This is a genomic window from Neobacillus pocheonensis (assembly GCF_050477905.1).
Lineage (GTDB): Bacteria > Bacillota > Bacilli > Bacillales > Cytobacillaceae > Neobacillus > Neobacillus pocheonensis_A.
Window position 1 is genome coordinate 15,408 of record NZ_JBCNAD010000048.1, and the last position, 15,387, is coordinate 30,794.

Sequence of the window (15,387 nt, forward strand, 5' to 3'; positions counted from 1 at the left end):
ATGGAAAAGTTACATCCGTTTCGGGAAATGATCGTTCGTTTCTGGAAAAAGAAGCATCTTACACAAATTTTCTTATTAATCATTCTGGTTGTCGTTCTCGTGACCATTTGTTATTTTGGCTGGTTGGCGATGCGGGCAAATGTTCAATCGCTAAAAGAAGGATTAAGTGAACCGACTGTAATTTACGACAAAAACGGTAAGGTTGCAAGTAATGTTGCCACCAATCGAACTAAGGGTGTAAAAGTCGCGGAACTGCCAAAATATGTCCCAAATGCAGTGGTTGCTATTGAAGATGAACGCTTTTATGAACATGGCGGCTTTGATATTCAAGGAATCGCGCGCGCCTTTTTCAGCAACTTGTTCGCTGGAAGGATTACCGGCGGAGGCAGTACGCTTACCCAGCAGCTAACGAAAAATGCTCTGCTCTCCCCCGAACGAACCTATAAGCGAAAGGCTGAGGAACTATTTTTAGCGGTTAAAATCGAAAAGGTTTATACAAAACAAGAAATCCTACAGATGTATCTCAACCAAGTTTATTTCGGCAGTGGTGCTTGGGGCATCGGCAATGCATCAAAGAAATATTTTGATAAAAATATTAACGACGTCACTGTCAGTGAAGCAGCCATGTTAGCAGGTCTACTACATGCACCGAATTACCTAGACCCATATAAAAACTATGACCTGGCCATGAAACGTCGAAATGTCGTCTTGGCAAAAATGAAAGAATTAGGATTTATCAACACTGCTCAGTACAATCAAGCTAAAAAAGAAAAAATCCATCTTCATGATGGTGGTGGCAGCTTTGTTGAACGGAAATATCCCTATTATGTTGATGCTGTTTTAAATGAAGCCATCTCAAAATATGGATTAACCCAAGATGAGATTTTAACAAGAGGCTACCGAATCTATACCGAAATGGATCAGAACCTTCAGGCAGGACTTCAGAGAGTTTATAGTAATAATGCACTGTTTCCAAGGGGAAAAGCCGGAAATTTGGTCCAAAGTGGATCGGTGTTAATGGATCCTGCCTCAGGCGGTGTCCGCGCACTAGTTGGCGGTCGAGGCGAACATGTTTTCCGTGGCTTTAACAGGGCCACCCAATTAAGAGCACAGCCGGGATCATCGATAAAACCGCTGGCCGTTTACACACCGGCCCTTGAAGAAGGCTATAACTATTCTTCCGAACTTGAGGATAAATCGATGACCTTTGGTAATTACAAGCCGGAGAATTTTTCAAAAACGTACCAAGGAAAAGTTCAAATGTATAAGGCACTGGAAGAATCCTTGAATATTCCAGCCGTTTGGCTGCTGGATCAAGTGGGATTAAATAAAGGAATAGATTCTTTAAAACAATTTGGGATTCCGATTGAAAAGGAAGATAGAAACCTTGCCATAGCACTCGGAGGGATGAGTAAAGGAGTTTCACCGCTGCAAATGGCTAATGCATACACTGTATTTCCAAATGGCGGAAAACGGCACGATAGTCATCTGATTACAAAAATTGTGGGGCCAACCGGGAACATCATCGCGGAACGGGAAGCGAAAACGACAAAAGTAACTTCAAAAGCCGTCGCGAATGAAATGACTTCGATGTTATTAAATGTAGTCGAATCTGGAACTGGCAAACGTGCCCATATCCCAGGAATGCAAATTGCCGGAAAAACTGGGTCCACACAGCTTCCCTTTGCCAATGTGAGTGGAACAAAGGATCAATGGATGGTTGGATACACCCCAAACCTTGTGGGTGCGATTTGGCTAGGCTATGACCAAACAGACCGGCAGCATTACCTGCCGAGCGCAAGTTCTGCAAATGTGGTCCCTATTTTCAAAGAAATGATGAGGGAGTCTGGTCGCTATCTTCCAAAAGAAAGCTTTGAAGTCGTTTCAATCAACTCAAAGCTTGCAGGACAGGAAAATACAGAGAAAAGCATCAATGAACAGGCAAAAAAAATTGGCAAGGAATTAAATGAAAATGCCCAAAAAATTGGTACTACAATAAAACAGCATGCTCCAGCTTGGAAAAAGAGTATGGAAAAGGCCTTTTACACAATAGGAGAAGCCGTAAATTCACTGGTTGAAAAACTTCAAACTATAGGGAAATAGCACGCTGCAAGCAGCGTGCTATTTTTTTACCATCTCTATTTGTAAGCGTAGGAAAAAATCCCCCGTACTGTTTTTTACTTTTTCTTCATCATCAGCATGATAAACAACGATAAAGCACGTGGCCGGGCCAGAGGATTTTAAAATATCCACATCTGCACTGACCATATCCAGTGAAAACGTAACATCCTGGAACATTTGATTCAGCTCAAATAAAATTCCTTTAGAACCTACCGGCCAAATCATTACCTCCTGGAGTTTAGCTACTTTTTGAAATAATGATAGTGGCACAATTTGTTCTGCTTGTTCAACCACTTCTGGTCCTACCAAGGGTTGCCCAATAACAGCAAATTTTAATTGGGGTGAATAATGAAGGTCCACCCATTTTGAATCTGTTCTTTTTCCAAGAATTATTAAACCAATCGCAGATTGATGTAACGAAAAATTACTTTCTGAACTGCCGGTGATGGGAATATCCTTCAAACCCAATTCCTTTAGCCCTTTTTGAATTCCCATCACAAGCTCATCCCATGGTTCATTTCCGCAAAAATTATGGAGAACGACACACATCGGCTGCCCGCCGGCTGCTATACATTCCATAGCCGCAACTCGAAATGAAAAATATGCAACGGTTTCGTATGGAACATGAACATGATCCTGTTCCTTCATTCCGATGGCACCGCTATTATCACAGGCAACAATTAAGGTATCTTCGTTGCCAAAGGGAACCGAAATAATATCCCTCATGATCTTCCATCTCGCTTTGATAAAGTTTTTGTGACTAAAAAGGCTAGACGTGGAATCGCAAACAACGCGATTCCAGTATTGATAATGGATCCGATTAGCAATGACGGGACTATCGCCAAGTAAAAGCCCTTATTTAACAAAAAAATAAACGGAATTGGTGCAATCAATGAATTTCCAATGATGAATAGACCAGCAGCCAAAACCTTTTTATTATTTTTATACAAGGCCGAAAATATCCAAACAAGAATCGCCATTTCAACCGCAATTAAAAAATGAAACGGTCCCAATGGAAATCCCCCAAGCATGGCTGATAACAAATGGCCTGCCGCTGCAACAATGGCTCCAGCCCAGCCGCTAAATAGGGCAGCAGCGAGCAGCGCGGGGAAAACATCCAAGGCAACACTCCCTACAACTGCGGGTATTTTTATAGCAGCACCGACGGCAGATAAAGCGGTAAGCATGGCCAACCAGCTAATTAGTTTACCTGTACGATTACTTTTCATCTTTCCGTTTTCCATCCCTGAACACCTTTGCACTGCGAATATATTCCACGTCGTTAACCTTCATGCGATAATTGATCACTCTTGCTAGTGCAAAGAAATAATCAGAGAGACGATTTAAATATTGGAGCGCTACTTCTGGTGTCTTTGCATCAGACTTTAATAGTTTTACCACCAATCTCTCGGCTCTTCTTGTTGTCGTTCTAGCAATATGAATCGATGCAGCAGGCTTCGTTCCACCAGGTAAAATAAACCTTTCCAACTCAGGTGCCTCTTCAATGTACTCATCTATTTTCTTTTCCAAATAATCGATTGAATCCTTCTGAAGCTTTAATTCCCGCTTCTCCGATACATTTGCAAGATCCCCGCCACAATCGAATAATTCATGCTGGATTTTTTCCAAATCCTCCAGAACATCGCTAAATACATTCGCATCAAGTTCTGTTATAGCTTGGCCGACGAAACAATTCACTTCATCAACGGTTCCGTATGCTTCTACCCGATTATCGTCTTTGTCTACTCTTCCACCTATAATACTGGTTTTCCCTTTGTCACCTGTTCTGGTATAAATTCTCATGGACTCCTACCCCTTTACTTTATTTGTTGGTTTATTCCATACCAAATAATATCCACTTCTTCAGCCCTTGATGCTGTATCTTGAAAGGCCCATCCTGTTACGTCACGCCATGCTCTATCATGAGTTTCTATCGGTACAATTCCTTTTGTGATATCCGTGCCGATTATTACAACTTTACGAGTTAATTTTTCTTTTTCCCATTTCAGCCAACTGTCTAGGCACTGATTCCAGATTATACGGCATTGATTCAAATCGAAATTGCCGACTAGCTTTTTCAACCATGTTTCTGCCCCTTCTAGGATAACCACATTTTGGTCGATATCCCCTAAATCTCTTGGGAGACGACAATTATGGTATGCTGACAGCCAAAGTCCGTCCTCATTTGATACCTTATATGCTTCCATTACCCAAGCGCGTTTGCCGTTAAAGGCACCTCCTGTAACAAAGTGCACCTATTTTCCCTCCCGAATGCCTCTTTTTCGAATACCAGTTCAAAACCGCGATCATGTCTTACTTCCCATTCCCAAAATGGCTTCTGTTCCGGGGCAAACCGTGACAATAATGTTCGAATGACCCCACCATGTGTAATGACTGCACAACTGCTAAGATTCTGAGTGATAACTGCGTCTGCTATTTCATCCCAGCCAACTTGAATCCGGCTGGTAAAATGCTGAAACGATTCTCCTTCTGGCGGAGAATGGTTTATGTGATCTGTTATCCAGCTTTGATATAGCGGATCGTCTTTCAAATCGCTGAAGGTCTTCCCTTCCCATTTGCCAAAATTCATTTCTCTTAAATTCTTTAATCTAATAAATTCTCTATTTGGAAACAAATTTCCCCCGGTTGTGATGCATCTTTGTATATCACTAGAAAAATAACATTCATATCTTTTCGAAGTCGATAGATGCATTGCTTCTGGACATAAAGGAGAATCATTCCAACCAAGATAGGCTTTTCTTTTATTTTCTTCGGTTAGGCCATGACGAAATAATGCAATAACCACACGGTCATCCATAGAATTAACTCAGTCCCTTCTACAGAAGCGCCTAATATATCCCCTGTAATCCCGCCAAACCATTTCATTGATTTCTGGCAGCAATAAATGAAACATCCCGCTGCGCCTAAAAACAATAAGCCAATTGGGAGAATGGTTTGTGTCCATATACCGACTAGTAAAAAATAGCCAGCCCCATATAATGGATAAATCCATAACCCTTTTAGTGTAGTCGCACTTTGAAATAATGCCCCCAAACCCTTATTATGAGCAGACTTCACTGTTAACAAAAGAACGCCCATTACAGTTTTACTTAGAAATGGGATTGTTGCGATATAGACAAAGGTTAGCCATTGTTCGTCCAGCGTGATTTCATAAATAAAAAGAAACCGGCTGCTCAATAAAATGAAAAGAGATATAACCCCAAATGCCCCTGTTCGTGGATCTTTCATAATTTCAAGTCGTTTTGCTTGATCCTGATATGAAAAATAAGCATCGCTTGCATCCATCCAGCCATCTAAATGAATCCCGCCAGTTAGTATAATGGTTGCCAGCCAAAGGAAAAAAGCCACAGCCAGATGGGAAAAAGGCGTAAATTCCATACAAACATAAAAGAGGAGGGCATAAATACACCCCTGAAATAGCCCTAACAGTGGAAAGGTTTGAACCGATCTTTTCAGATTTTCCTTTTCCATTGATATTTCTAAGGTAATTGGGATCGCTGTAAAAAATTGAAGGTTAATCAAGAACCCTTTCAAGAATCTCATCGTCCCATACTCCCCTTCAGGACCATCTCTTTAATTAAATCCCACCTTAAATGTCTTTTCATTTGCGCTGCAAGGAAATCATACCGTTTATCTTTATCGTCATGACTATTTCTGATTTCCTGTAAGGGAAGCCCTGCTCTATTCCGAATCATGTTTAGCCATAGGGTGCGCCACTCATCATTATGAAACAAATGATGCAAATAGGTTCCAATTATTTGTCCATTCTTACCATAATAGCCTTCAGATTCCCCATTCTCTAGTTTTAAAAAAGAACATCCCTTTTCCATTAAGCTCGTTTTGCCTAAGTGAATCTCGTAACCATCTAACACCTGCCCTGAACTCAAACCGGTATCTTGATGATACTCCCCTCTTAATCTAGTAGTCTCTTTTCCTTTACGAAAAGTGGTTTTGGCTGGAATCCATCCTAATCCCTTTATTGAAAAATTAGGTTTCCCCGTATCTGAACCTGCTTCATCCAAAATTTCCTCACCGAGTATTTGGTAACCCCCACATAATCCAATCGTATAACCGCCACTTTCAATATGTATCTGGATTAAATCCGCTAACCCATTTTCTTTTATTTTTCTCAAATCATGAATTGTACTTTTTGTACCTGGAATGATAATCGCGTCTGGATGTCCAAAAACTTCCTTGTCTTTGACCCAGCGAATAGAAACATCCTCTTCATAAAGAAATGGCTCCAAATCACTGTAATTTGAGATATACGGGAGTTGAATAACGGCAATGTCAAGAACACCGACTTTAGGTCGAGAAAATTGCTGTTGAATGGACAATGAATCCTCCCCATCAATCCGATGATTCTCGACAAATGGCAAGACACCTAATACGGGGATACCTGTTTTTGCTTCAAGCCACTGTATTCCCTCTTCAAATAGAGTGATATCCCCGCGGAATTTATTAATAATTACCCCTGCCACTCTTTGCCTTTCCTCCGGTTCCATAAGTTCAAGTGTGCCGACGATACTGGCAAAAACCCCGCCGCGATCGATATCGGCTACAAGGACTACAGGAACATCGGCTAGTTCTGCTGCTTTCATATTAACAAGGTCCCGCGACTTTAAGTTAATTTCTACCGGACTGCCTGCTCCTTCAATCACGACGGTCCCGTATTGTTTCTCGAGCTGGTCAAGCGCATCTTTAATGACTTCTAGGCCTTTTTCGTAAAATTGTTCCCGATAACTGCTGCCTGATAAGGTATCATAGACCGTTCCTAATAGCACAACCTCAGAATCCTGAGCCGAACGCGGTTTTAACAAAATCGGATTCATCCACTCTGTTGCATCTATTTTTGCTGCTTCCGCTTGTATCCCCTGCGCTCGTCCAATCTCTTTTCCGTCCCGGGTTACATAGGAATTGTTCGACATATTTTGCGCTTTAAACGGAGCAACCTTGATTCCCTCATTGATAAGCATACGGCATAGTGCTGTAGCAATTAAACTTTTTCCGACATCTGAGGCAGTGCCCTGAATCATGATCCCTCTCATCATCTCACTCCTTTCATCACCCTCGGAATCCCTGCTTCAACAAGATAAGCGGTATCGGCTTCCTGCACAAGTTTCTGATGAATTTGACCTAACAATTTCCCATAGGAAAAAACAAGATCATTTCTAGGAACGCAATCATATGAAACTTCATTACTGACGACAATCAGTGTCCCTGCCTGATTTCTAATCTTGGTTATCCCGGTTAGGATATTTTCTTTAACTCTATGTAAAACCGATTCATCCCAATCACTGTTTGTCGAGAATAACTCATTATTTAGTAGTGTTGTCAGGCAATCTAACACGATAATATCCGTTTCAGCAAAACGGTTGGAGAGAGTTCCAATTTGCACAGGCTGTTCTATTGTTTTCCAGCCGTATCCAGCTTCTAACCGATTGCACTTATGAATATGGATTCTCTCCTTCATCTCTTGGTCTGACGGAACTCCTGTTGCCAGGTAATGAAGCTGTCCTCCTGTTTTGCAACTCATGTCCACCGCCAATTTTTCTGCAAAACTGCTTTTTCCGCTTCTAACCCCGCCAGTTATAAAAATTAAGGATGAGTGGCCCGCCATTCGCTCAACACCTCTATTAGCCGATTGTTTTCCTCTTGACTTCTAATCGCAAAGCGAAGCCATTTACCATCTAAACCGAGAAAATTATAAGTATGACGTGGAATGATTCCTCTTTTTAAGAGAAATTGAAATAATGGAAATTGATCTTGGCTAAAAGGATCTTTTAATAAATAATAATTTACTTTCGAGGATGAAAAGGTAAATTCCTGTTGTTTAAAGAAAGTAAATAACCGCTGCCGTTCATGCTGAATGTAGCTTTGTGTCTGTTTAATAAAGGAATCATCTTGCAGACAGATTTCACCTGCAATTAAAGCAATGGCATTCGTACTCCAATGGGATTGGAGGCTGCTTAGTCGTGCAACCATATTTGGCTGGGCTGCCAAATACCCTAGACGAATCCCCGGGATTGCGTACATTTTGGTCAAAGACCGAATAATTATGAAATTTGAAAACCTGTTTATGTAAGGAAGAACAGAATCGTACTCAATCAAAAAATCATAAAAGGCTTCATCTAGAAGTACAAGGCAATCATGCTTTTCACTTTCTTCCAAGATTGATAGGATGGTAGCTGCCGAAAACTGGATTCCAGTGGGATTGCTGGGACTACACAAAAATAGGGCATCTGCATTCACAAGTTGTCCTCGTAGTTCATCTAGATTTAACTCAAAGTCATGCTCGATTAATTGATAATGAGATACCTCACAATTATTGGCACGACAAGCGGTTTCATATTCCGAGAATGCCGGCTGTACCAATAATACTTTTTTACCAGCTAGCATTCTAGCAACGATTGTGATGAGCTCCGAACCGCCATTTCCAATTAATATAGAGTTAACGCTGATTTGTTCTTTTCTGGCAATAATCGTCTTTAGTTTTATTGCATAGGGATCAGGGTAAACCATTACTTCCTGATAGATTTCAGGCCACTTATCTTTTAGCTGTTGAGGAGGTCCAAGCGGGTTGATATTGGCACTAAAATCAATATATTGCTGAGGGAGGGAGAGTCCCAGCGATTCATAAAGGTACTGTGGATTGGATCCATGTGAAGGCAACATCAAAAGCCATTCCTCCTATCCATAAAAATAGTAAAAAGAAAAAAACGGTTTTGCCTAGAATGGCATTAGCCTTGATAATATGTTCGGCTTGAATTGGCTCAATCAGGTCGCCCATTTTTGCCCTGTTGGAAACAATTCCCTTATAATAGTTGATTCCGCCAAGTTGTATCCCTAAAATGGCCGCAACAGCTGCTTCTCCCCAGCCGCTGTTCGGACTGGGATGCTTATTGGCATCACGAAACATAATCGTCCAAGTTTGATGATAGCTTTTATTAATAGGACGGTTTCCTAGCAGCATGATCATTCCAGTTAACCGGCTCGGAAGCCAATTCATCACATCATCCCATTTTGCTGAAGCCCAGCCAAACTCTTTATACCGCTCACTCATATGCCCTACCATCGAATCGCAAGTATTCGTTGCTCTATAAACCATTGCCAATGGTGCACCGCCAATCAGTGCCCACATCATAGGGGCCGTTACCCCATCACTCGTATTTTCTGCCACTGTTTCGATAGCACCGCGTGCAAGTTCTCCTTCACATAAGGAATCAGTGTCCCGGCCAACGATATAGGACAGTTTCTTTCTTGCTTCTTCCAAATTGCCTTTATTTAAAGGATGGTAAACATCAAGAGATGCTTCCTTTAAGCTCTTTTGGGCAATGGTAGAAGTGATCATCACACTTTCTACAAAGATTCCCACATAAGGGTGAATCTTGTATCCTATTATGACCAGTGCCAACGCAACTAAAAAGACAAGAAATAGAATGAAAAGGAGCATCACTACCCCTTTTAATTTTTTATGCTCCCCTGTATTCCATCGTTTTTCTAAAAAGGCAATCATTCGGCCAATCCATCTAACTGGATGCGGCCAATTCGGAGGATCCCCTATAAGCAAGTCGAGCATATAAGCAATCGTGATCGACACTAAATGATAAATAATCATGTTTTTTTCCTCATACGAGATTTTTGAATCGCATCTGTCGTACACTGATAAACCGCTTTGCTGAGAAGCTTTCCTAACGGAGTGATCGTTCCCGCATATTCTAAAACTTTACCGGTTTGGGTAGCCGCAATTAAGATACTATCTGTCGAGGTACCTGTCGCAATCGTTCCCGTGACTTGATCCAATATTTCTAAATCATGCAAAGTCTTTACTTTCGCTTCCGTTGCCGTCATGATAGATTGGATAAAGGCCTCCTCAGTCAGCTCAGCATTTATAAAAATCCAGGTATTAATGGTGCCTGGCACCAATTCGGAAGAATGCATTTCACTTTTGGAGGCGTCAATAGCATTGCCAACTCCAGCCGTCACAACTACAAAAAGGGAAAAATCGTCATGTTCGAACGATTTCCATTCCACATCATCTAGCACAACAGCCGTCATCATTCCTACTGTTTCCGATGGTTCAAATCCCTTTGATTTTAAGAATGCAGCCATTTCCAAAAGATGATCACTGCAGTCATAATTTTTATTAACATGGCGGTTCACAAATGTTTGATGCCAGCCCGTGCCTGAACCAATGACTCCTGAAGACATGGTTCTCAAGGGGATCGGTGACGTTAATCTAATTAGTTCATCTGAAACATCCAACATCGTTTCATTAATAACTGTTTTTCCCGGCTTACGATATTTTTCCGGTAAAAGCACCATTTGCGGCGCGGCCACTTTTGGATGGGGATGCTTTTGTATATTTGTATGATAGACAAGCTTGATTCTATCTTCCCTAAGGACCTCATTCGGAATATGGTCAATATTGATGGTCCCATTTTCAAGAAGAAGCAAACGGTCGCAATAGAGTCCCGCAAGGTTCAAATCATGGAAAATAGAAATAACGGTTAATCCATTTTCAGTTGTCCATTTTTTTAACAGGTCCAGTAACTCCTTTTGATAAGATAAATCCAAATGGTTTGTCGGTTCATCTAAAAGAAGGATTTCAGGCTCCTGGGCAAGTGCTTGGGCAAGAAATACCCTTTGTTTTTCCCCACCAGATAGCTGCTGAATATTCTTATCTTGAAAAGCATCAACACCGACCTGCTTCATGACTTTCTGTACGACCTCTTCATCCTGATGACTCCAAGTTTGAAACAATCCATGCTGATGGGCATAACGACCTAGAGAAACGGTGTCTTTAACGGTGTACGAAAACGATTGTGAAGAATGCTGAGACAGGACGGCAATCATTTGGGCTAGCTGTTTTGCCTTATATTCTTGAAGCCGCTTTCCACCGATGACAATCTCACCTTTTTGGATTGGCAAAATTCCACTCAGCATTTTTAAAAGGGTCGTTTTCCCACTTCCATTAGGGCCTAGTACTCCGAACAACTCCCCTTTCTTCACTTCAAAAGAAATGTCCTTCAGAACTGCTTCTCCAGTGTATCCACCAGAAAGCTGATGAACTGTTAGCATTTATTCACCACTTCTTTCCATTCTTTTTCTATGTAACAAGATCATTGCAAACCCTGGTGCTCCAATTAACGCAGTTATCACTCCTATAGGTAATTCGCTAGGGGATATGATTGTTCGTGAAATCAGGTCAGCGAGAATTAAAAATGCACTTCCGGTTAGGATGGAAAGTGGGAGTAGAAACTTATGGTCAGGTCCCCATAACAATCTAGTTAAATGTGGGATTACGAGGCCTACAAAACCTATCGTCCCAGATACAGCAACCGCTGATCCTGTTAGAATCGAACCGGCAGTCAGAATAACCAGCTTTCTCTTCTGAACATTAACCCCTAAATGCTGTGCTCTTTCCTCTCCAAAAGACATAGCATTTAATTCTTTGGCATTCATCATTAGGATTGCCGACCCAAGAATGAAAAACGGCAGGATGATTTTTATGTAAGCCCAGCCCCTCATCGAAACACTACCTAGAAGCCAGCCGATGATTTGTCTTAATTCATCGCCCGTCAGCGCAATCATTAAAGAAATGAGCGCTCCTAAAAATGAGCTAAAAATGATTCCCGTTAAAATAATCGTTTCTACTCGCATAGAGGGTTCCATTTTACGGGCGAATGTAAGGACTAATATTATGGTAAAAAAGGAGAATAGGATACTAAGGACTGGCAAAGTAAAGAAACCAATTAAAGGTATGGATAAGTGAAAGAATAATGTCATTACTGCGCCCAACGATGCCCCTGATGATACACCTAATGTATAAGGGTCCGCTAATGGATTTTTTAGCAATCCTTGAAAGGCTGCTCCTGCAATCGCAAGAGCAGCTCCAACTAGACCAGATAAGATGACTCTGGGTAAACGAATATTGAAGACTATACTAGTAAACATCGGATCAATTTCCATATGTAAACCTGTCAGCTTAACCGTGATTATTTTCGCAATGGTTAAAATCGGCACCGAAACAGATCCAATGGAGATGCCTAACAAAATCGAGATTAGAAGGAAAACTCCTGACACACAAAAGGCAAAATACTTATTATTTAAAAATTTCCGGATAGATAGCCTTTGCAAGTTCCTCTACTCCTTCAACTATCCTTGGACCTGAGCGGGTCACACGGTCCGAATCGACTTCGATTACTTGCTTGTTTTTAATTGCATTGACACTTTCCCAGCCTTTTCGGCTTAATACCTGATCTGAGGCATTTTTCACATAGTATCCATATGTAGTAATAATCGTATCTGGATTTCGTTTAATCATCGCTTCCTGATCAATTTTAATCCAGCCTTCTTGATCATTTACGATATTTTCTGCATGAATCGTACTAAGCATATCATTCATAAATGTATTGTTCCCAGGTGAATAAATTTCCGGTGCTGGTGAAACTTCAACAAGGACTTTTTTCTTTTCTTTAATTTTCTCTGCTTTTGCTTTGATTTCGGCCAATTTATCCTTCATGCCTTTAATCATTTCATCCGCTTTCTTTTTCTCGCCAGAAGCAATTCCGATCATTTCAATGGAATCATACACCTGTTCAAAATTTTGGGCATCATTGACAACTACCACCTGGATTCCAGCATCTTTCAATTGTTTAATCCCATCCTGGGAATTATGGGCTGTCGAAGCATGGGCTAGAACTAAATCTGGCTGTAGGGAGATAATTTTTTCTAAATTAATTTCCTGTCCGCCAATTTTCTCCTTTTTTGTGGCTTCTTCTGGGTAATTGTCGAAGTCAGAAACACCGACCACTTCTTTACCAAGACCTAAAGCAAAAGCAATTTCCGTATTACTTGGCATTAATGAGACAATCTTTTCGGGTTTCTTTTCGATAATAACTTTATTTTTTAATGCATCTGTTACGGTTACTGGAAATGCGACTTCCTCTGATTTCTTCACTACATCCGTTTTGTTTTCCTCTTTGCCCTGTTCCTTCTGTTCAGCACAGCCAGCTAGAACCCCTAACGATAATAATATTACGACCAAAATCGAATACAGTTTTTTCATATTCATTCCCCTTAAACTTATTATAATGAATTCTTTTAACAAAAAATAACTTTCGCTTACGCCTAAGCTTTGCTTCCTCTGATACACAAAAAAACATCCCCAGTCATTGAGGATGTTGGTATGATTAGTATAATTACTTCCATTAAGTAACAGAGACTAGTCGTCCACACCTCCCTATCCTCGTAGGTTTATTGGCGTATGAAAAGATAGGCAGGTTTCCTGGCTCATGGTTCAAGCGCTCCCTATGTCTTCCCATCGATTGACAGTGACTTTCTATAGGTTGCTCCCATTTACAGTGGCGGGACCGCGTTGGCTTTTAACCAACTTCCCTTTTAAGTTATCATCTTAAAAAAAGATTGTAACACCTAAATTTATGAATATTTTTTGTTAGTTATGATTATAAGGAAAGATTAATAAAATGTATATGTTTTTTTGCAATAACTTTAATTAATCACCATGAAAATGGTAATTTATGCTTCAATTGTTCTGCATAAATTAGCCATCTCAATAGCTCCAGCAGCCGCTTCCCAGCCTTTATTGCCAGCCTTTGTACCAGCTCGTTCAATAGCTTGTTCAATCGAATCGGTTGTTAATACGCCAAAAATAACTGGAATGCCGCTATCTAAAGTTATACGCGAAACACCCTTTGCCACTTCATTACAAACATAGTCAAAATGTGGAGTAGAACCGCGAATAACGGTACCTAGTGTGATAACCGCATCATATTTTTTGCTTGCCGCCATTTTTTTAGCAATTAACGGAATCTCGAATGCTCCTGGGACCCAAGCTACGTCTACATCAGATTCGCTGACACCATGACGTTTTAATGCATCTTGTGCTCCACTTAATAATTTACTGGTAATAAACTCATTAAACCGTCCGACAACGATTCCAATTTTCAATCCTGATCCGACTAAATTTCCTTCAAACATATGTCCCATGCTAATTCCTCCAATGATTTATTTTTATTTCTGCTCTTTAAAAATGAAAAAGATGCCCCAGTTTATCATGCTTTGTTTTTAAATACTGAGCATTTTCTTTTCTCATTTCCATTTGCAGTGGAACTCTTTCAACAACCTCAAGGTCATAACCTTTTAGCCCTTTTATTTTACGGGGGTTATTCGTTAACAGCTTCATTTTTCTAATTCCGAGATCTCTTAAAATTTGTGCCCCGATGCCATATTCACGTAAATCAGCGTCAAAGCCTAGTTTTTCATTTGCCTCAACTGTATCATAGCCTTCTTCTTGAAGTTTATAGGCTTTAAGTTTATTAAGTAAGCCAATTCCTCGGCCTTCCTGACGCATGTACAAAAGAACCCCATTTCCAGCTTGTTCAATTTGACTTAATGCCGCATGCAACTGTGGTCCGCAGTCACAGCGGTAGGATCCGAAAACATCCCCAGTCAAGCACTCTGAATGCACTCGAACTAGGACAGGTTTTTCAGGGTCAATTTGACCCTTGACTAACGCAATATGCTCTCTATGATCGATGACATTTGTGTAACCGACCGCCCTAAAGTCACCATATTCCGTAGGCAAACTAATTTCAACTTCACGGTTAATTAGATTATCTTTTTTGTTTCGGTATTCAATTAAGTCTTTGATTGTAATCATTTTCACGTTAAGTTGATCGGCAATTTTCCGAAGCTGCGGCACGCGCGCCATCGTTCCGTCCTCATTCATAATTTCGCAAATGACTCCGGCCGGTTTTGCGCCGCAAAGTCTCGCAAGATCAACTGCCGCTTCTGTATGGCCTGTTCTCCTGAGGACTCCGCCCTTTTTAGCGATGAGTGGAAAAATATGTCCCGGCCGTTTAAAATCAGCAGGTTTTGATTCTGGATCCAGCATACTAAGGACAGTTGCTGAACGCTCAAATGCCGAAATACCAGTAGTTGAAAATTTGTGATCAACGCTTACCGTAAAGGCGGTGCCATGTGGGTCCGTGTTTTTTGAAACCATCGGAAATAACTCTAGCTTTTGCGCTATCTCTTCTTCGATTGGAACGCAGATGAGTCCTCTACCATGAGTAGCCATAAGATTAATGACGTCCGGTGTTGCGTATTCAGCGAGAGAAATAAAATCCCCTTCATTTTCCCGATCCTCGTCATCACAAACAATAATAACCTTACCTTCTTTTAAATCGGATAAAGCTGCTTCTATCGTATCAAACACGG

General features: G+C 40.9%; 16 protein-coding genes and 1 riboswitch. Of the genes, 1 reads left to right on the top strand and 15 read right to left on the bottom strand.

Annotated elements, in window-relative coordinates; all coding sequences use genetic code 11:
* Entirely contained in the window at positions 1-2,103 is a 2,103-nt protein-coding gene (locus ABES02_RS24705; RefSeq protein WP_430140426.1) for a transglycosylase domain-containing protein, read from the top strand.
* A gap of 18 nt (positions 2,104-2,121) precedes the next feature.
* Here ABES02_RS24705 and ABES02_RS24710 read toward each other — a convergent pair whose 3' ends face one another.
* The 15 genes from ABES02_RS24710 to ABES02_RS24780 form a co-directional block, all read right to left on the bottom strand.
* Entirely contained in the window at positions 2,122-2,847 is a 726-nt protein-coding gene (locus tag ABES02_RS24710) for an ATP-binding protein (protein ID WP_430140427.1), read from the bottom strand.
* On the bottom strand, positions 2,844-3,365 hold the full coding sequence (locus ABES02_RS24715; protein WP_430140428.1) for an ECF transporter S component: 522 nt from the start codon (positions 3,363-3,365) through the stop codon (positions 2,844-2,846). Before ABES02_RS24715 ends, ABES02_RS24710 begins: the two co-directional genes overlap by 4 nt.
* Positions 3,340-3,924 carry a cob(I)yrinic acid a,c-diamide adenosyltransferase gene (locus tag ABES02_RS24720; protein WP_430140429.1) on the bottom strand — a complete coding sequence of 195 codons (585 nt, stop codon included), beginning with the start codon at positions 3,922-3,924 and terminating at the stop codon, positions 3,340-3,342. Before ABES02_RS24720 ends, ABES02_RS24715 begins: the two co-directional genes overlap by 26 nt.
* 14 nt (positions 3,925-3,938) lie before the next feature.
* On the bottom strand, positions 3,939-4,376 hold the full coding sequence (locus ABES02_RS24725) for a bifunctional adenosylcobinamide kinase/adenosylcobinamide-phosphate guanylyltransferase (RefSeq protein ID WP_430140430.1): 438 nt from the start codon (positions 4,374-4,376) through the stop codon (positions 3,939-3,941).
* Complete coding sequence (locus ABES02_RS24730) at positions 4,328-4,927, bottom strand: histidine phosphatase family protein (RefSeq protein ID WP_430140431.1); 600 nt, start codon at positions 4,925-4,927, stop codon at positions 4,328-4,330. Before ABES02_RS24730 ends, ABES02_RS24725 begins: the two co-directional genes overlap by 49 nt.
* Complete coding sequence (gene cobS, locus ABES02_RS24735; protein ID WP_430140432.1) at positions 4,897-5,685, bottom strand: adenosylcobinamide-GDP ribazoletransferase; 789 nt, start codon at positions 5,683-5,685, stop codon at positions 4,897-4,899. Before cobS ends, ABES02_RS24730 begins: the two co-directional genes overlap by 31 nt.
* Positions 5,682-7,190, bottom strand: coding sequence for a cobyric acid synthase (locus ABES02_RS24740; protein ID WP_430140433.1), 1,509 nt, complete (start codon positions 7,188-7,190; stop codon positions 5,682-5,684). Before ABES02_RS24740 ends, cobS begins: the two co-directional genes overlap by 4 nt.
* A complete protein-coding gene (locus ABES02_RS24745; protein ID WP_430140434.1) occupies positions 7,190-7,762 on the bottom strand; it encodes a bifunctional adenosylcobinamide kinase/adenosylcobinamide-phosphate guanylyltransferase in 573 nt (190 codons plus the stop codon). The genes ABES02_RS24740 and ABES02_RS24745 overlap by 1 nt, the downstream gene beginning before the upstream one ends.
* Entirely contained in the window at positions 7,741-8,817 is a 1,077-nt protein-coding gene (gene cobD / locus ABES02_RS24750) for a threonine-phosphate decarboxylase CobD (protein ID WP_430140457.1), read from the bottom strand. The genes ABES02_RS24745 and cobD overlap by 22 nt, the downstream gene beginning before the upstream one ends.
* A complete protein-coding gene (gene cbiB / locus ABES02_RS24755) occupies positions 8,777-9,760 on the bottom strand; it encodes an adenosylcobinamide-phosphate synthase CbiB (RefSeq protein ID WP_430140435.1) in 984 nt (327 codons plus the stop codon). Before cbiB ends, cobD begins: the two co-directional genes overlap by 41 nt.
* The gene (locus tag ABES02_RS24760) at positions 9,757-11,223 is read right to left on the bottom strand and encodes an adenosylcobinamide amidohydrolase (protein WP_430140436.1); all 1,467 of its coding nucleotides are present in this window, start codon (positions 11,221-11,223) and stop codon (positions 9,757-9,759) included. The genes cbiB and ABES02_RS24760 overlap by 4 nt, the downstream gene beginning before the upstream one ends.
* Positions 11,224-12,282 (bottom strand): FecCD family ABC transporter permease, encoded by a 1,059-nt coding sequence (locus tag ABES02_RS24765; RefSeq protein WP_430140437.1) that lies wholly within the window; start codon positions 12,280-12,282, stop codon positions 11,224-11,226.
* The gene (locus ABES02_RS24770; RefSeq protein WP_430140438.1) at positions 12,248-13,213 is read right to left on the bottom strand and encodes an ABC transporter substrate-binding protein; all 966 of its coding nucleotides are present in this window, start codon (positions 13,211-13,213) and stop codon (positions 12,248-12,250) included. The genes ABES02_RS24765 and ABES02_RS24770 overlap by 35 nt, the downstream gene beginning before the upstream one ends.
* Before the next feature lie 192 nt (positions 13,214-13,405).
* Positions 13,406-13,597, bottom strand: a riboswitch (cobalamin riboswitch).
* Positions 13,598-13,683: 86 nt separating this feature from the next.
* Positions 13,684-14,154, bottom strand: a complete 471-nt coding sequence (gene ribH, locus ABES02_RS24775) for a 6,7-dimethyl-8-ribityllumazine synthase (RefSeq protein WP_430140439.1) — start codon at positions 14,152-14,154, stop codon at positions 13,684-13,686.
* 37 nt (positions 14,155-14,191) lie between these two features.
* Complete coding sequence (locus tag ABES02_RS24780; protein WP_430140440.1) at positions 14,192-15,385, bottom strand: bifunctional 3,4-dihydroxy-2-butanone-4-phosphate synthase/GTP cyclohydrolase II; 1,194 nt, start codon at positions 15,383-15,385, stop codon at positions 14,192-14,194.
* Positions 15,386-15,387: the final 2 nt, after the last annotated feature.